At 67.1% G+C, this 24,042-nt stretch carries 20 protein-coding genes and 1 tRNA gene; 9 read left to right on the top strand and 12 right to left on the bottom strand.

Annotation, left to right across the window (positions count from 1 at the left end; genetic code table 11):
* Positions 1-49 precede the first annotated feature (49 nt).
* Positions 50-553: a hypothetical protein gene (locus tag ACSYHF_RS15980; protein WP_141239336.1), complete on the top strand. Its 504-nt coding sequence runs from the start codon at positions 50-52 to the stop codon at positions 551-553.
* 50 nt (positions 554-603) lie between these two features.
* Here the strand turns inward: ACSYHF_RS15980 and ACSYHF_RS15985 are convergent.
* Together ACSYHF_RS15985 and ACSYHF_RS15990 are read right to left on the bottom strand one after the other, a co-directional pair.
* Positions 604-677, bottom strand: a tRNA-Gly gene (locus tag ACSYHF_RS15985).
* Between the two features lie 116 nt (positions 678-793).
* Positions 794-2,647: an autotransporter outer membrane beta-barrel domain-containing protein gene (locus ACSYHF_RS15990; protein ID WP_447575798.1), complete on the bottom strand. Its 1,854-nt coding sequence runs from the start codon at positions 2,645-2,647 to the stop codon at positions 794-796.
* A gap of 207 nt (positions 2,648-2,854) precedes the next feature.
* Here ACSYHF_RS15990 and thiS point away from each other — a divergent pair, with 207 nt between their 5' ends.
* The 4 genes from thiS to ACSYHF_RS16010 all read left to right on the top strand — a co-directional run bounded on the left by thiS (position 2,855) and on the right by ACSYHF_RS16010 (position 6,576).
* Positions 2,855-3,055, top strand: coding sequence for a sulfur carrier protein ThiS (gene thiS, locus ACSYHF_RS15995; RefSeq protein ID WP_005418796.1), 201 nt, complete (start codon positions 2,855-2,857; stop codon positions 3,053-3,055).
* A 117-nt stretch (positions 3,056-3,172) separates the two neighbouring features.
* Positions 3,173-3,967: a thiazole synthase gene (locus ACSYHF_RS16000; RefSeq protein WP_005418798.1), complete on the top strand. Its 795-nt coding sequence runs from the start codon at positions 3,173-3,175 to the stop codon at positions 3,965-3,967.
* On the top strand, positions 3,967-4,701 hold the full coding sequence (gene trmB, locus ACSYHF_RS16005) for a tRNA (guanosine(46)-N7)-methyltransferase TrmB (RefSeq protein ID WP_111201586.1): 735 nt from the start codon (positions 3,967-3,969) through the stop codon (positions 4,699-4,701). Before ACSYHF_RS16000 ends, trmB begins: the two co-directional genes overlap by 1 nt.
* 27 nt (positions 4,702-4,728) lie before the next feature.
* Positions 4,729-6,576, top strand: coding sequence for an SLC13 family permease (locus ACSYHF_RS16010; RefSeq protein ID WP_005418803.1), 1,848 nt, complete (start codon positions 4,729-4,731; stop codon positions 6,574-6,576).
* A 132-nt stretch (positions 6,577-6,708) separates the two neighbouring features.
* Here the strand turns inward: ACSYHF_RS16010 and ACSYHF_RS16015 are convergent, their stop codons facing one another.
* Positions 6,709-7,044: a Rieske (2Fe-2S) protein gene (locus ACSYHF_RS16015; RefSeq protein WP_065185296.1), complete on the bottom strand. Its 336-nt coding sequence runs from the start codon at positions 7,042-7,044 to the stop codon at positions 6,709-6,711.
* A gap of 178 nt (positions 7,045-7,222) precedes the next feature.
* Between ACSYHF_RS16015 and ACSYHF_RS16020 the strand changes: the two genes are divergently transcribed.
* The 4 genes from ACSYHF_RS16020 (at position 7,223) to ACSYHF_RS16035 (ending at position 10,420) form a co-directional block, all read left to right on the top strand.
* Entirely contained in the window at positions 7,223-7,504 is a 282-nt protein-coding gene (locus tag ACSYHF_RS16020; RefSeq protein WP_005410817.1) for a hypothetical protein, read from the top strand.
* A 75-nt stretch (positions 7,505-7,579) separates the two neighbouring features.
* On the top strand, positions 7,580-8,296 hold the full coding sequence (locus ACSYHF_RS16025; protein ID WP_005418807.1) for a fumarylacetoacetate hydrolase family protein: 717 nt from the start codon (positions 7,580-7,582) through the stop codon (positions 8,294-8,296).
* 54 nt (positions 8,297-8,350) lie between these two features.
* A complete protein-coding gene (gene mscL / locus ACSYHF_RS16030) occupies positions 8,351-8,755 on the top strand; it encodes a large-conductance mechanosensitive channel protein MscL (protein ID WP_005418809.1) in 405 nt (134 codons plus the stop codon).
* 243 nt (positions 8,756-8,998) lie between these two features.
* On the top strand, positions 8,999-10,420 hold the full coding sequence (locus ACSYHF_RS16035; RefSeq protein WP_447575799.1) for a M28 family peptidase: 1,422 nt from the start codon (positions 8,999-9,001) through the stop codon (positions 10,418-10,420).
* 127 nt (positions 10,421-10,547) lie between these two features.
* Here ACSYHF_RS16035 and ACSYHF_RS16040 read toward each other — a convergent pair whose 3' ends face one another.
* The 9 genes from ACSYHF_RS16040 to ACSYHF_RS16080 form a co-directional block, all read right to left on the bottom strand.
* A complete protein-coding gene (locus tag ACSYHF_RS16040; RefSeq protein ID WP_065179504.1) occupies positions 10,548-11,999 on the bottom strand; it encodes an alanine/glycine:cation symporter family protein in 1,452 nt (483 codons plus the stop codon).
* Between the two features lie 10 nt (positions 12,000-12,009).
* A complete protein-coding gene (locus tag ACSYHF_RS16045) occupies positions 12,010-12,996 on the bottom strand; it encodes a hypothetical protein (protein ID WP_447575800.1) in 987 nt (328 codons plus the stop codon).
* A gap of 182 nt (positions 12,997-13,178) precedes the next feature.
* Positions 13,179-14,012 carry a TrmH family RNA methyltransferase gene (locus ACSYHF_RS16050; RefSeq protein WP_005418814.1) on the bottom strand — a complete coding sequence of 278 codons (834 nt, stop codon included), beginning with the start codon at positions 14,010-14,012 and terminating at the stop codon, positions 13,179-13,181.
* Positions 14,013-15,521, bottom strand: coding sequence for an alanine/glycine:cation symporter family protein (locus tag ACSYHF_RS16055; protein ID WP_447575801.1), 1,509 nt, complete (start codon positions 15,519-15,521; stop codon positions 14,013-14,015).
* A 178-nt stretch (positions 15,522-15,699) separates the two neighbouring features.
* Positions 15,700-16,284, bottom strand: coding sequence for a GNAT family N-acetyltransferase (locus ACSYHF_RS16060; RefSeq protein WP_447575802.1), 585 nt, complete (start codon positions 16,282-16,284; stop codon positions 15,700-15,702).
* Positions 16,277-19,402, bottom strand: coding sequence for an efflux RND transporter permease subunit (locus tag ACSYHF_RS16065; protein ID WP_447575803.1), 3,126 nt, complete (start codon positions 19,400-19,402; stop codon positions 16,277-16,279). The genes ACSYHF_RS16060 and ACSYHF_RS16065 overlap by 8 nt, the downstream gene beginning before the upstream one ends.
* Positions 19,399-20,505: an efflux RND transporter periplasmic adaptor subunit gene (locus ACSYHF_RS16070; RefSeq protein WP_447575804.1), complete on the bottom strand. Its 1,107-nt coding sequence runs from the start codon at positions 20,503-20,505 to the stop codon at positions 19,399-19,401. The genes ACSYHF_RS16065 and ACSYHF_RS16070 overlap by 4 nt, the downstream gene beginning before the upstream one ends.
* Positions 20,506-20,778: 273 nt before the next feature.
* Complete coding sequence (locus ACSYHF_RS16075) at positions 20,779-22,842, bottom strand: TonB-dependent copper receptor (protein ID WP_375365956.1); 2,064 nt, start codon at positions 22,840-22,842, stop codon at positions 20,779-20,781.
* Between the two features lie 72 nt (positions 22,843-22,914).
* On the bottom strand, positions 22,915-23,334 hold the full coding sequence (locus ACSYHF_RS16080; protein WP_005418850.1) for a DUF2946 family protein: 420 nt from the start codon (positions 23,332-23,334) through the stop codon (positions 22,915-22,917).
* Positions 23,335-24,042: the final 708 nt, after the last annotated feature.

Consider the following 24,042-nt stretch of genomic DNA (forward strand, 5'->3'; position numbering starts at 1 on the left):
CCTCTAGGAGTTCTACGAAAATGTCGCTTTCGGCTGGAAGCAGGCGAGCGTGCCGATCACCATGGAAGCTCCTCCCAAAGCGGAAATCCCGATGTCGAAAATGGAGCAACTTGCACAGAAGCTGCAGCAATCTGCACACGCGGAGCAGGCCAGGGCCGCCGCCGTCGAAAAGCAGTACCAGGACTGGATCCAATCGCTGCATGTGCTGTTCGACACCCTCGAACTGTGGCTGCAACCGTTGGTGCAGGCGGAGGTGGCCACGCTGCGTCGGGACACGGTCACCATCACCGAGAATCCGTCATCCGGGGAACTGAAAACCTACGCGGCCCCCGCACTGACCCTGAACGTCAATGGCAAGGCCGCCGCGATCAAGCCTCTGGCCCGCTTCTGCTTCGGCTGCCAGGGACGGGTGGATATTCTGGCCCGGGAAAACCAGTGGCACCTGACACGGCACTTGGAGCCGGACGAGGTCTGGTACCTGCACACGCATGATCGCGCCCAGGGACGCGTGCTGGACGCGGACGCGTTGGCCGCGGTGTTCGCGGCGTACTGAGGCTGTCTGAAGGAACCTGCGCGGCGGAAACGCGGCGCGGTCTTGAAGGATGGAGCGGGCGATGGGAATCGAACCCACGTCAGTAGCTTGGGAAGCTACAGCTCTACCATTGAGCTACGCCCGCAGTGCGCGGTGAAAGTCTATGCGGTTGGGCCAGTGTTGCGCAATGGCGGCCACCGCATCCGCGAGGGGTCAGAGCCCTTTCCTCGCGGAAAGGGATCCGACCCCGGCGGTTGCTGCTTAGAACGTGCCGCTGAAGTTGGCGAACAGGGTGGCGTCCTGCGCGCGCTTCTGGCCGGTCGACGCGCTCAGGCCGAAGTTGCTCTGCAGCCCGAACAGTTCGGTGCGGGCACCCAGCACGACGGTGGCGTAGTTCTTGTCGAACTTCAGGCCCGGCACGCGGTAGCTGCCCAGTTCCGGCAGGGTCTGCAGCCAGGCGCTGGCCTGCTTGGTGTCCTCGAACTCGTGGTCGTAGGTCACCTGCGCGTACGGCTTGAGGGTGCCGCCATCGAAGCGGGCCTGCCAGCCGATGCGGCCGACGGTCGAATCGACGTTCTGGCGGTCGTAGCCCAGTGCAGTGGCCAGCGTGCCGGCCGCGGCGCTTTCGGTGTAACCGTCGATCTTCACCTTCTGCCAGATCACCGAAGCGATCGGGCCGTGGCGGAAGCCGCCTTCAGTGCCGAACTCGTAACCGGCGTTCAGGGCGGCGGTCAGGTTGCTGCCGTCCGGCGAACCACCATGCTCACGGGTGGCCGGGCCCAGCTGGACCTTGCGGTTCACGTCATAGGACAGCCAGGTGTAGCTGACCTGACCGTTCACCCAGATGCGGTCGCCGTACCAGCCAGCGAACAGACCGGCCGTGGTGTCCTTCTGGGTGAAGTCGCCGCGGTTGTTGCCGAAGTCGGCGCTGAGGCGACCGAAACCGGCGAAGCCGCCGAACACCATGCCGTCGCGTGCCCAGTCGATACCGAACAGGCCGGCCGGGGCCAGCCCGTCGTACAGGTCGGCGTGGTCGTAGCGCTGCAGGTCACCCCGCACGCCCCCCCACCAGGACAGGCCGTCAGCCGGACGGCTGCCCAGGTGCATGCTGACCTGGTCGGCGCGCGAGCGGCCGATGGTCTGCGCCGAGTGACTCAGCACCTGCTGCAGGCGCGGCGCTTCCAGCACCGACACGGCGTACTGGCCCAGCAGCTGATGGCCGGCGGTGGTCGGGTGCACGCCATCGGCGAACAGGTAGGTGTTGGCCGCATCCGGGCTGACGTAGCTGGTCGGGTTGCAGGTCAGGATGCTCTGCGTCGAGTTGGCCGGATCGATCTTGCAGGCGGTGCTGGTGACGTTGGTGAAGCCGTACATGCCCGGGTTGGCGGTCACTTCACGCAGGATGCTGAAGGTATCGAGCGGAATGAACTCGATGCCCGCCTGCTTCAGGCCACCGTACAGGGCCTTGTTGTAGCCGGCCGACAGTGCGGTGGCGGCGGCGGCATTGGGGCCGCGGAACTGCGGGGTGATGCCCACATCCGGCAGGTTCGGTACCAGCACGTACTGGGCGCCGGCCTGCTTCAGCGCACCCACCAGCGCGATCTGGTCGGTGACCGCTGCGCCGATGATGCCCTGCACCTGGGCCTGCGACGCGCCACCTGCCGCCGCGCGGGTGGCCGCGAACAGATCATTGGCGCCTCCCCATACGGTGTACAGGGCGTTGCCGTCAGCCTTGCCACCGTTCGCGGCAAGGTAGCGGGTTGCTTGCGACTTCAGCGACGGAATCACGCCCAGGCCACCGGCCTCGTCCACCGACACGCGGGCACCGCCGACTGCATAGTTGTCACCGCTCTGGCCGTTGCCGTTGGCGGCGCCATTGAGGCCATAGTAGTTGGCGACCTGCTGCGACCACACCCAACCCGGGTTGGTGGTGAACTGGCCGGTCACCGGACGCACATCGGCCGGCAGCAGCGGGCGGAAATAGCCGGCATCGGTCAGGCTGTCGCCGAAGAACACGGCCTTGGAATACGGGGATTCGCCTGCCATGGCCGGAACCGCGGCCAGCGCGATCGCGGCCGCCATCAGGGAGCGGATCGGGCGTTTGCTGAGCAGCATGTAAGAAACTCCTGTGGGGATATCGTTGAGGACCCGGCGGACGTACGCCGGCGCACGGTGAATGGTTTCACTGCGCCGCGTTTTGCTCACGCTGCGCCGCCGCATGGATTGTCGCCCGGCAGCGTCGGACAACGCTGTGCCGGGGCTGGCGGCCGAGGCAATTTGCAAGGGTTCCGATCCGCGCAGGCCGTAGGCGACAATGTGCCGATGAACATCCAGCTCAACGGCGAACCTCGTACCCTGCCCGCCTCGGCGACCCTCCACGATCTGCTGCAGGCCGAGCAGTTGCTGCAACGCCGGGTCGCGGTCGAGGTCAACGGCGAAATCGTCAGCCGCAGCCGCCATGGCGAGCACGTCCTGGCCGAGGGCGACGTGGTGGAGATCGTGCACGCGCTGGGTGGGGGCTGAGGCTGCGCGGGTGTTCAGGGGTCAGATCCCTTTGCCGGTGGCAAAGGGATCTGACCCCACGCTCGACCCCGCCCTCTACGTGACCCCATCTTCAGGCGGATAAGCGATAATCGCGCCATGAACGTTCATGTCTCCCCCGATTCGCTGGTGATCGCCGGCAAGACCTATGGCTCGCGGCTGCTGACCGGCACCGGCAAGTTCAAGGACCTGGAAGAAACCCGCCTGGCGACCGAGGCCGCTGGTGCCCAGATCGTCACCGTGGCCATCCGCCGCACCAACATCGGGCAGAACCCGGGCGAGCCGAACCTGCTGGACGTGCTGCCGCCGGAGCGCTTCACCATCCTGCCCAACACCGCCGGCTGCTACACCGCCGAGGACGCGGTGCGTACGTGCCGCCTGGCCCGTGAACTGCTGGACGGCCACAACCTGACGAAGCTGGAAGTGCTCGGCGACCAGAAGACCCTGTACCCGGACGTGATGCAGACCCTGAAGGCCGCCGAGCAGCTGGTCAAGGACGGTTTCGAGGTGATGGTCTATACCTCCGACGACCCGATCCTGGCCAAGCGCCTGGAAGAGATCGGCTGCGCTGCGGTGATGCCGCTGGCCGCGCCGATCGGTTCGGGCCTGGGCATCCAGAACAAGTACAACCTGCTGCAGATCATCGAAGACGCCAAGGTCCCGATCATCGTTGATGCCGGCGTGGGTACCGCGTCGGACGCGGCGATCGCGATGGAGCTGGGCTGCGACGGCGTGCTGATGAACACCGCCATTGCCGGTGCGCGCAGCCCGGTGCTGATGGCCAGCGCGATGCGCAAGGCGGTCGAGGCCGGCCGCGAGGCCTTCCTGGCCGGGCGCATCCCGCGCAAGCGCTACGCCAGCGCCTCCTCGCCGGTGGATGGGCTGATCGGCTGATGACCAATCCTTTTGACAGCGCCGGTTCCAAGGCCCCGCCCAAGCCCTTCACCGTGAGCGAGGGCCGCCGCGAGGTGCGCAGCTTCGTATTGCGCCAAGGCCGTTTCACTCCCGCCCAGCAGCGCGCGTTCGACGAACGCTGGCCGCGCTTCGGCATCGATTACAACGGCCAGCCGCGCGACCTGGACGCCACCTTCGGCCGCCCGGCACACAAGGTGCTGGAGATCGGCTTCGGCAACGGTGCCGCGCTGCGCTTCGCGGCCCAGCACGACCCATTGCGCGACTACATCGGCATCGAGGTGCACGCCCCGGGCGTGGGCCGGCTGCTGAACGCGCTGGCCGAGGACGATGCCGACCACGTGCGCCTGTACCACCACGACGCGGTGGAAGTGCTGCAGAACGAGATCGCCGACGGCGCACTCGATGAAGTGCGCATCTACTTCCCGGACCCGTGGCACAAGAAGCGCCACAACAAGCGCCGCCTGCTGCAGCCGGCATTCGCCGAACTGCTGGTGCGCAAGCTGCGCCCGGGGGGCCGCCTGCACTGCGCGACCGACTGGGAAGACTACGCCGAGCAGATGTGGGACGTACTCGACGCAACCGCCGGGCTGGTCAACCGCGCCGGCCCGCGGGGCAGCGTGCCGCGCCCGGACTGGCGCCCGCAGACGCACTTCGAGACCCGCGGCCAGAAGCTGGGCCACGGCGTCTGGGACCTGCTGTACGACCGCACCTGACGATCGCCTGAGGACGCCGCGCCCCACATGGATACCGCGCTGACGCTGACCAACGACATGAAGCTCGTGCTCGGGCTGGTCGGCTTCACGATGGCGATGTTCCTGTTCGAGCGCATCCGCGCCGACGTGGTCGCGCTGGTGGTGCTGGTGGTGCTTGGTGTCACTGGGCTGATCGCGCCGGAGGAGATCTTCGGCGGTTTCTCCGGTAACGCGGTGATGAGCATCATCGCCACCACCATCCTCGGTGCGGGCCTGGACCGCACCGGGGCGCTGAACCGGCTGGCGGCCTGGCTGCTGCGGCGCGGCCACGGTGTCGAGCAACGGCTGCTGATGATGACCACCGCCATCGCCGGCCTGAACTCCTCCTTCATGCAGAACCCGTCGGTGATGGCGTTGTATCTGCCGGTTGCCTCACGACTGGCAGCGCGCACCGGGCTGACGATGCAGCGCCTGCTGCTGCCGATCTCGGCGGCGATCGTGATGGGCGGTGCACTGACCATGGTCGGCAATTCGCCGCTGATCCTGCTGAACGATCTGCTGGCCTCGGCCAACAACAACCTTCCCTCCGGCCTGGCCACCATCGAGCCGCTGCGCATGTTCGCGCCGCTGCCGATCGGTGTGGCGTTGCTAATCGCTTCGTTGCTGTACTTCCGCTACTACGGCGACCGCAAGCTGATCGAAGAGGAAAGCCTGGTCAATGACGGGGTCACCCCGGCGCGCACCGAGAGCTACTTCGCCAAGACCTATGGCATCGAAGGCGATGTGTTCGAGCTGGTGGTGACCGCCGAGAGCCCGCTGGTGGGCATGACCCTGGGCGAGGCCGAGACCCTGCACGATGCGCCACTGCTGCTGGCCCTGAAGACCGGCAACGACACCCGCCTGGCGCCGCCGGCGGAGATGCGCATCTGGGTCGGCAGCGTGCTCGGTGCGATGGGACCGCGCCAGCAGATCAGCGACTTCGCGCAGAACCAGTTCCTGCGCATGTCCTCGCGCCTGAAGCACCTGGGTGACCTGTTCAATCCCAGCCGCGCCGGCATTTCCGAGGCAGTGGTGCCACCGACCTCGAACGTGATCGGCAAGAGTGCGGCCGATCTGCGACTTCGCAAGGAGCGCGGCATCAGCCTGCTGGCGATCAACCGCGACAAGCAGGTGATCCGCGAGGACGTGCGCGACGTGCAGCTGCGCGCCGGCGACATGCTGGTGTTCCACAGCATCTGGACCGACCTGGCGCAGGCCGCGCGCAGCCGCGACTTCGTGGTGGTGACCGACTATCCGACCGGCGAGCAGCGCCCGCACAAGTTCAAGATTGCGATGGCGATCTTCGCGCTGACCATCCTGATCGCGCTGACCAGCAAGCTGCCGGTGGCGCTGACGCTGATGACCGGCGTGGCCGGCATGCTGCTGACCGGCGTGCTGCGCATGGACGAGGCGTATGCCTCGATCAACTGGAAAACGGTATTCATGATGGCCGGGCTGATTCCGCTCGGCTGGGCGATGGACTCCAGCGGTGCGGCCGCGTGGGTGGCCGGCCATACCATCGACAAGCTGCCGACCGGCATTCCGGTGTGGGTGCTGGAGGTGGCGCTGGCGCTGCTGACCACGGCGTTCTCGCTGGTGATCAGCCATGTGGGTGCGACCATCGTGATGGTGCCGATCGCGGTGAACCTGGCACTGGCGGCGGGGGGCAACCCGACCGCGTTCGCGCTGATCGTGGCGCTGTCGGCGTCCAACAACCTGATGACGGCCTCCAACCCGGTGATCTCGATGATCACTGGCCCGGCCAACTACACCCCGCGCGAGATGTGGCGGGTCGGCGGCCCGCTGTCGCTGATCTATACCTGCGTGGTGGTGCTGATGATCAACCTGATGTTCTGAGGGTTAGGTTCTACAGTAGATCCACGCCATGCGTGGATGCCTTTTGTAGCGTCGAGCCATGCTCGACTGCTCCTGGTTTGATGGGGTCAGAGCCGTTTTCCTGCGGAAAACGGATCCGACCCCCAGCTGGCCTCAGGCCAGGTAGACCAGCCCGTCGCGTACGTCCACCGGCACCGTACGCAGGCGGTCACCCTTGCACGGGCCGGCGATGCAGTCGCCGCTGTCCAGCGTGAACGAGGCGCCATGCGCGGCGCATACCAGGTGGCCCTCGCGGCTCTTCAGGAACTGGCCTGGGGCCCAGTCCAGGCGGCGGCCAGCGTGCGGGCAGATGTTCAGGAACGCGCGCACCTGCGCGCCGTCGCGGTACAGCACCAGCGATTCGGCATCGCCATCGACCACCGCTTCGACCTCGGCAAACGCGCCATCGGCAATGGCATCAAGGGCGATCAGGGCAGCAGCGATAGTCATGGCGAAGGCTCGGACGGTAAACCGGAATTGTCGCATGCCTGCTCAGGTGACTGGCTGCGACATGAACACAAGTCATTGATCCGTAATAAGCACAGGCTATATTTAACGAGTTTTTCACTCAATGACAGTGGCGCGTCCCGATACTCTGTTTTCGCTGATCCCAGCCTATCGAGCCGCCATGTTCAATCGCGCATCCGCCTTCAACCAGTTCCGCACCCTGTTCGCGCCGCGTAAGCCGCGTCATCCGCTGGTGCGCGTCGCCGTGGGCCTGCTTGGCCTGGCGATCCTGGCGGCGATGGTGTTCATCGGTGTGTTCGTTGGCGCGGCGATGATCCTGGTCGGCCTGGCGTGGAAGCTGCTGGCTTCGCGCAAGCCGGGCGTTGCACGTCCGGTTGACCCGACCGTGGTTGAAGGCGAGTACCGCGTGGTGCGCAAGCCGGTGTTGCCGGCCTCGCGCTGATCCAGGCCTTCCGCGCCCGCTGACGGCGGGCGCCATGCGTTCTAGACTGCGGGCACGCCCTTCCTGGATGCCCGCATGTCCGATGTCTCCGATGTGATCCCTGCCGTAGCCCTGCCGCGTGTACCGGTAGCCGGTGGCGGCAGCTTCCCCGTGCACCGCATCTACTGCGTCGGCCGCAATTTCGCCGACCACGCCCGCGAAATGGGCGCGGCGGTGCCGGCGGCCGATGACCGCGGCCGCCCGATGTTCTTCAGCAAGCCGGCCGATGCGATCGTGGTCGGCCACGACGATGCCATCCCCTACCCGCCGGCGACCGCCAACCTGCACCACGAAGTGGAACTGGTGGTGGCGATCGGGCGCGATGCGCCCACCGGCGAGCTGGCCGTGGCCGACGCCGATGCGCTGGTCTATGGCTACGCCGTCGGCCTGGACCTGACCCGCCGCGACCTGCAGGCCGCAGCCAAGGACAAGGGCCACCCATGGGACGCAGCCAAGGGCTTCGACGCCTCCGCGCCGATCAGCGAAATCGTCCACGCCGAGGAAGTCGGCGACCTGGCCGCGCTGAACCTGTCGCTGGAGGTCAACGGCGAAGTGCGCCAGCAGGCACTGCTCGACCAGATGATCTGGAACGTGCCGGAGATCCTGCATGAGCTGTCCAAGCTATGGCAGCTGCGTGCCGGCGACCTGGTGTTCATGGGCACCCCGTCCGGGGTGGCTGCGTTGAAGCCCGGCGACCGCTTCAGTGCCCGCCTTGAAAACGTGGCCGAGCGCCACGGCGTGATCGCCGGCTGACATCACCTGCGCTACCCTGCGCGCTGTCCACTTCCCCACCGGAGAAAAACAACAATGGGAATGCTTACCGAGTTCAAGGAATTCGCCATGCGCGGCAACGTCATCGACCTCGCCGTCGGTGTGGTGATCGGCGCAGCCTTCGGCAAGATCGTGACGGCGCTGGTCGAGAAGATCATCATGCCGCCGCTGGGCTACCTGATCGGGCGCGTGGATTTCTCCAGCCTGGCCTGGACGTTGTCGCCAGCCCGGCTCGGACCGGATGGCAAGGAGATCCCGGCGGTGGTGGTTGGCTACGGCGACTTCATCAACACCGTCATCCAGTTCGTGATCGTGGCTTTCGCGATCTTCATCGTGGTCAAGGCGATCAACCGACTGTCGCGGAAGAAGGAAGCTGCCCCGGCGGCGCCGGCCGAAGAAGTGGTGCTGCTGCGCGAGATCCGCGACAGCCTGAAGAAGTAAGGTGTCGGGCGCCTATGGCGCCCCTCCCACCTGTAGAGCCGAGCCCACGCTCGGCTGATCTGCAAAAGGCAGCCGAGCATTGGCTCGGCTCTACAGAAGCAGGCGAAAGCCCCGTCCTGGCGGGGCTTTCGCTTTGCCGGTCATGGCGGAAAACAGCGTTCGCGCCAGCCATGACCTCCCGCCCATGCGCCGGGCTGAACGACTGTTAAGCTCCAAGGCTTAGGTCCCTTCCCGGAGTTGTCCATGCGTCGCCGCGTCCTTGCCATCGCATCCTCCCTCGCCCTGCTGGCCGCCCCGGCCTTCGCGGCGCCGCATACCACTACCCTGCCCCCGGCGTCGCTGGCCACCGCCGCACAGCTGCGCGACCAGGCGCTGGCCGATGACACCGGCTGGAAGGTGGTCGAGTCGCTCACCACCGAGATCGGTCCGCGCATCGCCGGCAGCGAAGCCGACGCCCGCGCCGTGGCCTGGGCCGAAGCCAAGTTCAAGGCCCTCGGTTTCGACAAGGTGTGGAAGGAGCCGGTGACATTCCCGAAGTGGGAGCGGCGCAGTGAACACGCCGCCGTGACCGGCAGGAACCCGCAGCCGCTGCAGATCACTGCACTGGGCGGCAGCCCAGGCGGCAGCGTGGAAGCCGAGGTGGTGCGCTTCGCCGACCTGGCCGCGCTGCAGGCCGCACCAGCGGGTTCGCTGAAGGGCAAGATCGCCTTCGTCGATTACCAGATGCTGCCGTTCCGCGATGGCCGCGATTACGGCCGCGGCGGTGCGATCCGCAGCAAGGGGCCGTCCGAAGCGATCCGCAAGGGTGCGGTCGGTTTCCTCATGCGCTCGGCCGGTACCGACTCGCACCGCGTGCCGCACACCGGCATCACCCGTTTCGATGAGGGCCTGACCCCAGTGCCGTCGGCCGCGCTGTCGGTGCCCGATGCCGACCAGCTGGCCCGCCTGCTGGCGCGTGGCAGCACCACGGTGAAGATGGCATTGGATTGCGGTTGGGATGGCACCGCCACCTCCTACAACGTGATCGGCGAGATCACCGGCCGCAGCCTGCCGAAGGAAGTGGTGGTGATCGGCGGTCACCTGGATTCGTGGGACCTGGGCACTGGCGCGGTGGATGACGGCGCGGGCGTGGGCATCACCATGGCCGCCGGCCACCTGATCGGCCAGCTCAAGCAGGCACCGAAGCGCACCATCCGCGTGATCGCCTTCGCCAATGAGGAACAGGGGCTGTATGGCGGCAAGGCCTATGCCGAAGCGCACGCGAAGGACGTGGCCCTGCACCAGCTGGCCGCCGAGAGCGATTTCGGCGCAGGCCGCATCTACGCCTTCAATACCGGTTCGCCGAATCCGGACGGCTCGCGTGAAGCGACGAAGCAGATTGCCGAAGTGATGAAGCCGCTGGGCATCGAGTACCAGGCCGACAAGGGTGGCCCGGGCCCGGACGTCGGCCCACTGGCCGCCAAGGGCGGTGCGTGGGCGTGGCTGGCGCAGGATGGCTCGGACTACTTCCACCTGCACCACACCGCCGACGACACGCTGGACAAGATCGACCCGAAGGCACTGGCGCAGAACGTAGCCGCGTACACCGTGTTCGCCTACCTGGCGGCGGAAGCGGATGGCAGCTTCGGCAGCGAGGCCAAGGCGACCACGCCGCCGAACGAATGATGCTGTAGCGTCGGGCCATGCCCGGCGAGCGCAGCGGGAAAAGTGGTGCGAACCGCGGTTCGCACCCACCGGGCAATGGCGTGGATCAGAGCCCTCGCCCTTGGCGAGGGCTCTGACCCCGATCCTGTCAGCCTTCCCACACGCTGGTGTTGCGCACGCCCAGCAGTTTCGGGTTGAACAGCGGATCCTTGCCGGCCTGGCGATGCTGCTCGTAGTCACGCAGCGCCGCCAAGGCCGGTTTCTGCAGCAGCAGGATGGCGATGATGTTCAACCAGCTCATCAGGCCGACGCCGATGTCACCCAGCGACCAGGCCACCGTTGCACTGTTCACCGCCGAGTACCCGGTCGCTGCCAGGAACAGCAGCTGGAAGCTGCCCATCACCCACGGCGTCGGCCGATCGCGGCACAGATAACTGACGTTGGTCTCGGCCATGTAGTACAGCGCGAGGATGGTGGTGAACGCGAACGGCAGGATCGCCAGCGCTACGAACGAACGGCCGAAGCCCGGGAGCGCGGATTCCACCGCATGCTGCACGAAGCGTGGCCCGGCCTCGACACCCGGCAGATTGCCCAGTAACAGGCGCGCCTCATCCGGAATGCCGTTCACCGCGGGGTCGTAGACGTTGTACAGGCCGGTGGACAGGATCAGGAAGGCGGTCGCACTGCACACCACCATCGTGTCGATGTAGACCGAGAACGACTGCACCAGGCCCTGCTTGACCGGATGCGAGACTTCCGCGGCGGCGGCCGGATGCGCACCACTGCCCATGCCGGCCTCGTTGGACAGCACGCCGCGACGCACGCCCCACTGGATAGCGGTACCGATCATCGCGCCGAACGCTGCGTCCACGCCGAATGCACTGCGCAGCACCAGCATGATCACCTCCGGCACCTTTTCCGCGTTGAGCACCATCACCAGCGCCGCAACCAGCAGGTAGGCCACGGCCATCAGCGGCACCACCCATTCGGCCACGCGCGCAATGCGCCGCACACCGCCGATGAGGATGGCACCCAGCACCACCAGCAGAACCGCGGTGGTGGTCATCACCGGGACGTCCCAGGCTTCGTTCACCGCGCTGGTGATCGCATTGGACTGGGTGCCAGCCAGCATCGCGCCCGCCAGCACCGTCACCAGTGCGAACAGCACTGCATACCAGCGTTGGCCGAGGCCTTTTTCGATGTAATACGCCGGGCCGCCCCGGTACTGCCCCTTGCCGTCGCGATCCTTGTAGATCTGCGCGAGCGTGGATTCGATGAAGGCACTGGATGCGCCAAGGAAGGCGACGATCCACATCCAGAAGATCGCGCCGGGGCCGCCGAAGGCGATGGCCATGGCGACGCCGGCGATGTTGCCGACGCCCACGCGGCTTGACAGCGAAATGGACAACGCCTGGAACGGCGACACGCCGGCATCGGAGCGCTCATGGCGGAACATCAGGCGCAGCATGTCCGGCAACGCACGCAACTGGATGAAGCGCGTGCGCACGCTGAAGTACAGGCCGGTGAGCAGGCACAGCACCACCAGGTAGGGACTCCAGACGACGCCAAGGATCGTGTTGACGATGGATTCGATGTTCATCGGCGGCCCCTCAGAAGAACATGCCCAAGGCAATCTGGGGGCTGACGATATGGCTGGTGTTGCGGCCCGCCACGCTGAACTCCACGCCGGCGATCAGGCCCAGCGTCGGGCTGAAGTGGTACTCCACGGCCGGCGCCAGGGTGACGCTGCGGCTGGCCGGGCGATGCTCTTCGATCCGTTCGATCGCACCGCTGCTGTTGCGTGCGAAGCCGCTGAGGCGCTGGCCTGTCTCGCGGCTGGCGGCCACCTCCATCACGCCCACCCAACGCGAATTGAAGCTGTACTCGGCGCCGACCGACAGGCCCAGCACCGACCCGCGGGAGATATGTCCCTGGAAGCTGTCATCGGTGCCGTAGACGCTGGTGCCGGATATGGCGGTGCGCGACGGTGCCGGCCCGGCACTGAGCTGGGCACGCCAGCGCACGGGGCGGTCATTGCCCAGCCACACGACCTGCTGCACGCCCAGCGCTGCAGTGGTGCGCTGAACGCCGTCGCCCTGCGCATCGAGCGGATTGCCGGCGATGCGATCGTGGCTGCCGGTGCTGAAACGCTGCACCAGCGCGACCGAGATGGCCGGACGGGTGCCATCGGCATTCGGCGCCTGCAGCAGGTACTGCAGCCGCGCGGTGGTGTCACCGGCACGGAAGCCGCTGCTGCGCGCACCGCCGGACTCCGAGCGCGATGCACTGAGATAGACCTGGCCCATCACCCGGTCGCTGAAGCCATAGATGATCGGCACCACCGTGGCCCATGCACCGCTACGTTGCCCACTGCGGCGGCGATGGCCGCCATCGTCGTAATGATCGCGACTGTCGATCCGCACCAGATAGGGTTCGATGTACCAGTTGCCCTGCGGCAGGCCGGCCGGATTGGGGGTGATCAGCGGGCCGGTGAAGTTGACACCGTCAAGACTGCGTTCGTCAGCCGCTGCGTGGGCACTGGCAAGGACGTTGGCCAGCACCAGCAATGCGACGAGGGTACGGCGAGGATGATGCATGACAGCCACTCCTGGACAGCATGGGATGGAATTCCACCCTGCGTCGCCAGAAGCGGCTGACCAATAAGGAAACTTTCAAAACATCATGCGTGCTTGACGCAATTGCCGGCCCCGGAAGGGGTCAGAGCCCTCGCCTGCGGCAAGGGATCCGACCCCGAACATGGCGAGCCGCTGGGGTCGGATCAGCCGCGACGGCTGGCCCATTGCGCCAGCAGTACCGCCGTGGCCGAGGCTACGTTCAGGCTCTCCACCGCGCCGCTGCCGGGAATCGAGACCTGCAGGTCGCACGCCCCCGCCAGGCTGCGGTCCATGCCCTCGCCTTCGGCACCCATCACATACACCAGGCGGGCCGGTAGCGAGCTGCGGAACACGTCATCACCGCCCTCGACCAGGGTCGCGGCCAGGCCGAAACCGGCTGCGCGCAATTGCGCCATTGCCTGATCGGTCTCCGGCAGCTGCACCAGCGGCACCGCTTCGGCACCGCCTTCGGCAACGCGCGCGGCGGCGCCGGACAGGGCCAGCGTGCTGCCGGCCGGCAACAGCAGCGCCTTGGCACCGAAGTGCGCGGCCGAGCGCAGGATCGCGCCGAGGTTGTGCGGGTTGCCCACGCCATCCAGCCACAGTGCCAGCGCCGGGGCCTCGCCGACCTGCTCCAGCCACTGCGCCAGCGGCAGTGCAGGTGCACGCAGCACATCAGCCACCACCCCTTCGTGATGGGTGGTGCCGGCGAGCTTGTTCAGATCGCCATCCTCGACCACGCGGTAGCCCACGCGGTTGGCAACGCACCACTTCAACAGCGGCTGCAGGCGCGGGATGCGTGCTTCCAGCAGGTACAGCTTGCGCAGCGCCTGCGGCCGCGCTTCGAACGCAGCCAGCACGGCATTCAGGCCGTACAGACGCAGCTCATCGCTGCCACCGCGCCCACCACCGCCCGTGGCCGGCACCTCCGGGCGCGGCAACGGCGTTGCGCGCGGCGGACGGGCGGACGGGCGGCGGTTGTTCCAAGGGTTGTTCACTTACACACTCTCCTGCTTGCGCTGGCGCCAGAAATCGGCGTTCTTGATGCCCAGGGCATCAGGGTCGAACACCGGATCCAGGCCCAGCTTCTTCTGTCGTTCGTAGTCACGCAGGACCAGCATCGCCGGCTTCTGGATGATGAGGATGGCGATGATGTTCAGCCAGGCCATCAGGCCGACGCCGATGTCGCCCAGCGCCCAGGCCAGGGTGGCATTGTGGAACGCGCCGAACACCACCATGCCGATGATGCCCAGGCGCAGCAGCAGCACGGTCAGCGGCCGCTTCCTGTTGTGGTTCACATAGCTGAGGTTGGTCTCGGCCATGTAGTAGTACGCCATGATGGTGGTGAAGGCGAAGAAGAAGATGGCCACCGATACGAACGCCGAACCCCAGCCCGGCAGCACCGCTTCCACGCCGGCCTGGGCGTAACCGGCGCCTTCCGGAATGCCGGCCAGGCCCTGGAAGATCGGCGCGGCGCCCTCCACCGGCGAGTACACGTTGTAGGTGCCGCTGGCCAGGATCAGGAACGCGGTGGCGGTGCACACCATCATGGTGTCGAAGTAGATGGCGAAGGCCTGCACATAGCCCTGCTTGGCCGGGTGCGAGACTTCCGAGGCGGCCGCTGCATGCGGGCCCGAACCCTGGCCGGCTTCGTTGGCGTAGATGCCGCGCTTGATGCCCCACTCCACGGCCAGGCCCATCATGGCGCCGAATGCGGCATGCGTGCCGAAGGCACTCTTGAAGATGATGCCGAACATTTCCGGCACGCGGTCGTAGTTGATGACCATGATGATGATGGCCATCAGGATGAAACCGGCAGCCATGAACGGCACCACCACTTCGGCGAAGTTGGCGATGCGTTTGACGCCACCGAAGATCACCACGCCCAGCAGCAGCGCGACCACGATGCCGATGCCCAGCTTCAGCGCCTGCACCGATTCCATGCCGAAGGCCTGGCCGTCGAGCGGCCCGCACAGCGCGGTGCCACGGCAGGCGTTGATGATGCTGTCGGCGATGGCATTGGCCTGCACGCCCGGCATCAGGAAACCTGCGGCGATGATCGTGGCGATGGCGAAGGCCAGCGCATACCACTTCAGGCCCATCGCCTTCTCGATGTAGTACGCCGGGCCACCGCGGTAGCGGCCTTCGGCGTCCTTGGTCTTGTAGATCTGCGCCAGGGTGCATTCCACGTACGAGGTGGACGCGCCGAGGAAGCCCATCACCCACATCCAGAAGATCGCCCCGGGGCCGCCGAAGGCGATGGCGGTGGCCACGCCGGCGATGTTGCCGATGCCCATGCGGCCGGCCATCGACATGGCCAGCGCCTGGAACGAGGACACACCGGCGTCGGATTTCTCCCCCCTGACGGTGAGGCGGCACATCTCGAAGAAGCCACGGATCTGCATGAAGCGGGTGCGCAGGCTGAAGAACAGGCCGGCGCCCAGGCACACGAAGATCAGTGCCTTGCTCCAGATGATGCTGTTGATGAAGTGTACGGTTGCTTCCACGCGCGCTCTCTCCAGTCGGCGGGTTGTAAGGACGTCCCGTCGGCTGGAGGGGACCGGTCGATTCTCCCTGATCGAAGGCCGCTGCGGTAGCGCCATTGGTCGCGCCGGGCCATGACCGGAGAGCGGAGAAGGGGTCAGATCCCTTTTCCACTGGAAAAGGGATCTGACCCCGGGCCGTTCAGGGCAGCTGCGTGCGCACCCGGGCGAAACGGCGCAGGTCGTGCAGCACGCCGCGCTTGTAGACCGCGCAACGCTCCACGCCCTCTTCCTGGAAGCCGTTCTTCTCCAGCACCCGGGCCGAGCCGAGGTTGAAGTCGACCACGCTGGCCTGCAGCCTGAACAGGCGCAGCTCATCCATCACCCACGGGGCGAACAGGCCGACCACGCGGGTCATCAGGCCCTGCCCCCAATAGGCCCGGCCCAGCCAGTAACCCAGTTCGGCGGTATGCCCACGCTCGGCCAGGCCCTGTTGGGCACCGACGCTGCCGCAGGCCTGGCCGTCGATCTCGATGGCCAGGTTCAGGGTGCCGGGAGCCAGCACGCGGCCGGCGAGGAAGGCCTCGCCATCCCCGCGCGTGTACGGGTAAGGGAAGCGGTCGCGCAGGCCGCGCGATACCTCGGCGTCGTTGGCGTGGCGCAGCAGGGATTCCAGGTCGCCGGGCTGCCACGGGCGCAGAGTGAAGCCTTCGCCCTGCAGTGGTGGGGTCAGAGCCCTTTCCCCTTGGGAAAGGGATCCGACCCCGTCGACAGGCCGGTCAGGCATGACCACCCACCGACGGCGATTCCGCTTCCTGCTTCTCCAGCTCGCGCTTCACCGCTTCCGGCGAACGGGTGTACGGCGCCAGCCGCGCGTAGAACGCCGGCACCACGAACAGCGACAGGAAGGTCGAGAGGGTCACACCGAAGATGATCACGGTGCCGATCGTGCCACGGCTGGCCGAACCAGGACCACCGGCGACCACCAGCGGGATCGCGCCGACCACGGTGGCGATCGAGGTCATCAGGATCGGGCGCAGGCGCACCATCGCCGACTCGATGATCGCCTCGCGCACGCTGCGCCCATCGTCGCGCAGCTGGTTGGCGAATTCGACGATGAGGATGCCGTTCTTCGCTGCAAGGCCGACCAGCATCACGATGCCGATCTGGCTGAACAGGTTCACCGTACCGCCACTCACCCACAACCCGACCAGCGCGCCGAGCACGCCCAGCGGCACGGTCAGCATGATGGTGAGCGGATGGATGAAGCTCTCGAACTGCGCGGCCAGCACCAGGTACACCACCAGCAGCGCCATCGCGAAGGTCAGCATCACCGCGCCGCCGGCGCTCTGGTACTCGCGCGATTCGCCCTTCCAGTTCACCTGCGCGTACTGCGGCAGCTCTTCCTGGGCTACGTTCTGTGCCCAGGCAATGGCTTCGCCCAGCGGATAACCGGGCGCCAGGCCGGCACTGATGGTGATCGAGCGCAGTCGGTTGAAGCGGTTCAGGGTGCCGGCCTCGGCCACTTCACTCAGCGTGACCAGGTTGGACAGCGGCACCAGCTCGCCGGAGTTGGCGCGCACGCGGATCGCGGCCAGGTCGGCCGGGCTGGCACGACCATCGCGACCGGCCTGCACCAGCACGTCGTACTCCTCGCCGTTGTCGACGAAGGTGGTGACGCGACGCGAGCCCATCATGGTTTCCAGCGCCGAACCGATCGCGGTGACCGGCACGCCGAGATCGGCCGCACGCTGGCGGTCAATGTTCACCCGCATCTGCGGCCGGGTTTCCTTGTAATCGGAATCGGGGCCGACCAGGCCGGGATTGTCGGCCATGCGCAGCAGGATGCGGTCGCGCCACTGCGCGATCTCGGCATATTCCGGGCCGCCCAGCACGATCTGGAACGGTTGGCCGCCGCTGCGCACCAGGCCACCACCCACCTGCGTGCGTACGCGCACGCCGCGGATGGTATCCAGTTCCTTCTGCAGTTCGTTGGCGACTTCGGGCGTACCCTCGCTGCGCTGGCGCCACGGCTGCAGGAAGATGCTGACGCGGCCGGTATGCATTTCCTCGCTGGCGCCCCAGCCGCCCGGCACGCGGGGGTTGGCACGCACGATCGGCTTGTCCGGGCCGACATGCGGTGCCAGCAGCGCTTCCACCTGCTGCACCTGCTGCACGGTGTAGTCGTAGCCGGCGCCTTCCGGGCCGTCGATCATGATCTGGAACGAACCACGGTCTTCGGCTGGCGCCAGTTCCGACGGCAGCAGCTTGAGCAGGCCCCAGCTGGCGGCCAGCGCAGCCACCATCACCAGCAGGTAGATCCAGGTGCGGTCGACATGGTGATCGAGCACCCGCCCATAGGCACCCGCAAGGCGTTCCAGGTTGCGGTTGATGAAGCCGTGCAGGCCCCGCGGGGCCTGCCCGGTATGCGGCTTGAGCAGCTTGGAAGCCATCATCGGCGTCAGTGTGAGCGCAACGAACGCGGACAACGCCACGGCAGCGGCCAGCGCCACGGCCAGTTCGCGGAACAGTCGCCCGGTGTTGCCCTCCAGGAAGCCGACCGGCAGGAACACCGCCACCAGCACGGCAGTGGTGGCGATCACCGCGAAGGCGACCTGCGCGGTGCCGCGCTTGGAGGCCACCAGCGGTGGTTCGCCCAGGTCGATGCGGCGCTGCACGTTTTCCACCACCACGATCGCATCGTCCACCACCAGGCCGATGCACAGCACCAGCGCCAGCAGGGTCAGCAGGTTGATCGAGAAGTCGAACGCATACAGCGCGATGAACGCCGCCACCAGGCAGACCGGCACCGTCACCGCCGGAATCAACGCGGCGCGGAAGCTGCCGAGGAACAGCCAGATCACCGCCAGCACCAGGATCATCGCTTCCACCAGGGTGGCGTAGACGCGGTCCACTGCAGCTTCGATGAAGGTGGTGTTGTCGAAGGCGACGAAGATCTGCGTGCCCTTGGGCAGGGTCAGCGCCACCCGCTCGGCCTCAGCGCGCGCAGTGCGTGCCACGTCCAGCGAGTTGGCGGTGGAGGTCTTGACGATGCCCAGGCCGATGCCGGGCTCGCCGTTGCTGCGGTAGTACGCGCGGCGTTCGGCCGAGGCCAGCTCGATCTTCGCCACGTCGCCCATGCGCACCACGTAGCCGTCGCGGCCCTTGCCCAGCGGGATGGTCGCGAAATCCTCGGGCTTGATGTAGTTGCGTTCCACGCGCAGGGTGAAATCGCGGTCGGTCGACTCGATGCGGCCGGCCGGCAGCTCCACGTTCTCGTTGCGCAGTGCGGTTTCCACGTCGCCGGTGGTCAGCCCGCGCGCGGCCAGCTGGTCACGGTCCAGCCAGATCCGCATCGCATAGCGCTGGCGGCCGCCGATGCGGACCTGGGCCACGCCATCGAGGCTGGAGAAACGATCGACCACGTAGCGGTCGGCATAGTCGCTCAACTCCAGCGTGTCCATGGTCGAGGACACCATGTTGAACCAGATGATTGGGTCGGCATCGCTCTCGACCTTGGCAATCTCTGGTGGCCGCGCCTCTTCCGGCATGCGGTCGGCGACGCGGCTGACCGCATCGCGCACGTCGTTGGCCGCCGCTTCGATATCACGGTTGGAGGTGAACTCGATGCTGACCTGCGAGCGGCCGTTGGTGCTGCGCGCGTTGATCGTATCGATGCCTTCGATGCCGGCCAGCGCATCTTCCAGCACCTGGGTGATGCGGCTTTCGATGACCGCCGCCGACGCGCCGGTGTAGTCCACCGACACCGAAACGATCGGAGGGTCGATGGCGGGCAGTTCGCGCAGGGTCAGGCGGGTGAAGGACATCACGCCCAGCACCAGCAGCAACAGGCTCATCACCACGGCGAACACCGGCCGCTGGATGGAGATGTCGGACAGCTTCATCCGCCGTGGCCCTCGGTCGCGACCGGCGCCGGCGCGTCAGCCGGTTTGGCGCCAGAGGCCGGTGCGGCGTCCTTCGCAGCGACCTTCAGGCCCGGGCGCAGCTTGCCGGTGCCATCGACCACGATGCGCTGGCCTGCTTCCAGGCCCTGCCGGATCTCGACCACGCCGGCACGGCGCGCGCCGGTGACCACGTCCACCCGCTCGACGCTGTCGTCGGCCTTGATGCGGTACACGAAGGTATCGCGGCCGACCTGTACCACGGCGATTTCCGGGACCACCAGCGCCGGGCGCTCGGGGCGGAACAGGCGCACGTCCAGCAGCATGCCCGGGCGCAATTCGTGGTCGCCATTGGCGAAATCGGCGCGCACGGTCACCGCACGGGTGGCCGGATCGATACGCGCATCGATGGTGCTGACCACGCCCTCGAAGGTGCGACCCGGCCAGGCCACGCTGGTGGCACTGACCTTGTCACCAACGCCCAGCGCAGCCAGCTCCACTTCCGGCACCTGGAAATCGACATGCATGTGCTCGATGTCGTCGAGCGTGGCGATGACCGTGGTCGGGGTCAGCAGCGATCCCGGACTGACCTGGCGGATGCCAAGCACACCGGCAAAGGGCGCACGCACACGGCGGTCGCCAATGTCTGCCTGCATCTGCATCACGCGCGCCTCGGCGGCGTCGCGGATCGACTTCTGCGTATCCAGCGTGGCGCTGGACACCAGCCGCTGGGCGGCCAGTTCGCGCTGGCGCTTGTACAGCTGATCGGCTTCATGGAAGGTGGCCTGCGCCTGCACCAGTGCGGCTTCCTGGGCCTGGCCGCGCAGCGTCACGATCGGCGCACCGGCGGCAATGTGCTGGCCGCTCTCGAAGTGCACTTTCTCGACGATCTCGCTGACTTTGGCAGTGACGCTGATCGACTCGCGCGCCTTGGCCGTGCCCAGTGCCTGCAGGGTGTCGTTCCACTGCGTGGGCTGCACGACCTGCGCGGTGACCGGCACCGCTTCGCCCTGCCGACGTGCGGCGGCCTCCTGTTTGCCTGCGCACCCGGCCAGCACGGCCAGGCTGAGGCCGAGGGCCAGGGTCGAAGCGATACGAGCCAACATGAACGGTCCTGATTGATCCACGGCCGCCGAGTGTAGGCAAGTGCCCATAAAAGCGGTATGTGCCAAGCGTTTACCGGCGTGGAACCTAGGCTGCGATAGCGCCTTGAACCCGTTCCGTGCAAGGCTGCCATGGGCAGTGTCGGCGTGTGTCGGGGTGTATCCAGTGGTGCAGCACCGCGGCCGTCATCGTAGAGTCGAACCTGCCCGACCGAGGGCGTCGGGCGGGGACGGATCCTGGCGGGGATCCGGCCCCGTTTTTTTATGCCCGGCGGATCAGTACCGGTAGTTCAACTTCATCCACACGCTACGCCCCGGCTCGTTGATCCGCACCGGGTCGGCCGGGAAGCCGAAGTCGGCGCTGCCGGCCAGGTTCAGGTGCTCGCTGTAGGCGCGGTCGAACAGGTTGTCGACGCCGGCGCTGAGCTGCAGCTGCGAACTGAAACGGTACGCGGCATTGAGCGCGAAGGTGGCAAACCCGGCGCTCGGCCCGAGGTCCTGCGCGACCACGTTGCCCTGTCCATCTGCGACACGATGCTGATGGGTCACCGCGCGCAGCAATGCGCCGGCACTCCAGCGCTGGCCCTCCCAGTTCGCGCTCAGGCGTGCTTCCAACGGCGGCATCTGCGGCAGCGGACGCTGCTGGTCGCGGTTCTCTCCCCAGGCATAGGCCAGCGTGCCGCCCAGCTTCCACTGCTCGGTCAGGCTCACTTCCAACCCGGCCTCGGCACCGGCAATGCGCGCCTCGACGTTGCTGGCCTGGCTCATGCCCATCATGCCGCTGCCGTGGTAGGTGAACAGGATGTAGTCCTGGATCTGCCCGGCATAGGCCGAGACCCAGGCCTGCACGCGCGGTCCCTTGTACTGCAGGCCCACGTCGAGCTGGGTGGTGCGTTCCGGCTGCACGCCAGTGAACGCGTTCACTGCGCCGGCCGGGCCGTGGTTGGGCGAGAACAGCTCCCAGTAGTCGGGCATGCGCTCGCTGTGGCCGAGGCCGGCGTACCAGGTCAGGCCGTCGGCCAGGTCCTGCTCGTAGCGCAGGAAGCCACTGCCGAGCCATTCCTTGCGACGCTCGCCGGCGGTGGGATTGGGCATGTTCCCCATCATCCCGCGGATCGACTGCCGCTCGTCGCGAGCGCTGGCGCGATCGATGCGCAGGCCGCTGATCCAGCGCTGATCGGTGCCGGCGCCGAGGGTCAACTCGGTGAAAACGCCATAGCGGCGGAAGCTGGCATCGGTCTGCCACGCCGCCTGGCGATAGGTGCCCCGGCCCATGCCCATTCGCCCACGATGGCGGCTGTCCTCGCCATCCACACCCGCCACCAGTTGCACGTCCTGCCAGCCCCACTCGGAACTGACCCGGCCGCCCTGGGTACGGCGGTCCACGTTCGACGCCATCGGCATCGGCATCATGCTGTGCGGATTCGGCGTGCGCAGCGTGTAGTTGTCCATCACGTGGTCGGCCTCGTTGTAGTACACGTTGGCCTGCAGCGTGTCCCACGCACCCGGCAGGTTGCGCTTCTCGAAGCGCGCGGCGTAGCTGGTGCGTTCGAACGCGGCACCGTCCATGCCGCGCCCCGCGTAGCGTGCGATCGCATCGCCGGCACCGGCAGAAACTTCCAGCAGCGTATCGGCATCCGGCGTCCAGCCGATCGCCACGTCACCGTTCCACTTGCGCCACTTCGATGGCACCACATCGCCGTGGCCGTCCTTGTAGTCATCGGCTTCGGAACGGTTGCCACTGGCGCGCACATAGCCGGCCGGGTTGCCCAGGGTCAGGTCCAGCACCTGGTCGTTGCGGTTGCGCGAACCGACCAGCGTACTGGCATCGGCACGCAGGCCCGGTTCCTCGAAGCGCGGTGTATCGCGTTCGAAGCGCACGGTGCCGGCCGAGGCACCTGCCCCCCAGCGCACGCTCTGCGGGCCCTTGATGATGGTCAGGCGGTCGAAGCTCTCCGGTGCGATGTAGGACAGCGGGTTGTCCATGCGCGAGGGGCAGGCGCCGATCAGGTTGCCGTCATTGCTGAGGATGTTCAGGCGCGAACCCAACATGCCGCGCAGCACCGGGTCACCGTTGGTGCCGCCGTTGCGGATGGCGGAGAAGCCAGGAACGGTCTTCAGGTAGTCGGCGCCGTCACTGGCAGGGACCGGCTGCCGCGGCAGGCGTGGATCGGTCACCCAGTGCAGTGACGACGAAGGCGCGGCGGCGGTGACCACCAGCGTATCGAGAGTGCGCGCCTCTTCGGCGGGCGCGGCATGGGCGAGCGTTGCAGCCGCGGCCAGGCCAAGGGCAACCGGCAGGCGCACGCAGGCGCCTGCGGGGCGGGAAGTCATTTTCATCGGAACAGCTCCAAGGTACGCACGCGCGCACGGCGCCCGGTCAGGCGTCGTGCGGCAGATTCGACAGGAAAATCAGCGGACGATGGAGGCGCGCGGTGGCCCACGCGCGGCGTGTGCCGGCCAGCGCAGTGCCGGCAGTACCTGCTGCGACCACGGGAATACCAGCCGCGGCCGCCACAGCAGCGGCAACAGCAGCACCAATACCGCCAGCCACGGCAGCAGGCGCATGGCCAGCACGCAGTATTCGCAGGCTTCGCCATGCATGGCGTGAGGATCGGCCGGTGGGGTCGGACTCCGTTGCCCGTGCAGAGGGCTCTGACCCACTGCGGCAGCGTCGTGGTGCATGTGCGCGTGGTCCATGCCTGCCATCGCCGCGTGGTCCATCGGCGGCGCCTGCAGCGCGCGGCTGACCAGTGGCGCAAGCACCATCAGCAGCGTCGCCAGGACGGCGAGCTGCAGCAGGAGGCGCTGCGGGCGGGACAGGCGGGTCACCCCGCTAGTGTAGAGGCGGGTCCAGGGTTGCCCGTGCGACGAACCGTCGCAGGCGTTTGCGACACCCCGTCGCGGGGGTGTTCGGCAGGGCTGCGCCCTGCACCTGCAGAGACCACGTCCACGGCAAGAGCCGAAGCAACAGCAAAAGCAAAAGCGGTTTCCTGTGGGTAGGCGGGGTGGGTCCGGTTGCGGGGGACGCCGTAAATACGTCCATGCAGGCTCGGTCGCCGCTTGCTCGTGTGCGCTGTCCTGCGCACACGGCAAGACCGGGGTTGGGCGTCCTGCCCAACCCGCCCGAGGCATGCCTCGGGCCCATGCGGCTCACGCCCCCGCAACCGGACCCACCCCGCCTTCGACAGTCTTCTGCGGTCTGTTGAAACGGCTCTTGGGGTCAGATCCGTTTTCCGCAGGAAAACGGATCTGACCCCAGATGCATTTCCATATCTGACAGATTTCATCCACGCATGGCGTGGGTCGACCGTGTCGACCAAGGTCGACACCTACCAACAGCCATCGGAATCTGTCAGAGGCGGGGCGGTGTGGGCAGGCAGGACCGTTGGCGCCATGGATGGCGCCATCGAGCCCCCAGGGATGGGTTTACGGCGTGTCCTGCCTGCCCACACCGCCCCGCCGCCCCACGGAAGCCAGCAGTTGCTGTTGCTTCGGCTTTTGCCTTTGATTCGGCAGGTGCAGGGCTGCAAGCCCTGC

It is taken from the genome of Stenotrophomonas maltophilia group sp. P373, from assembly GCF_053295075.1.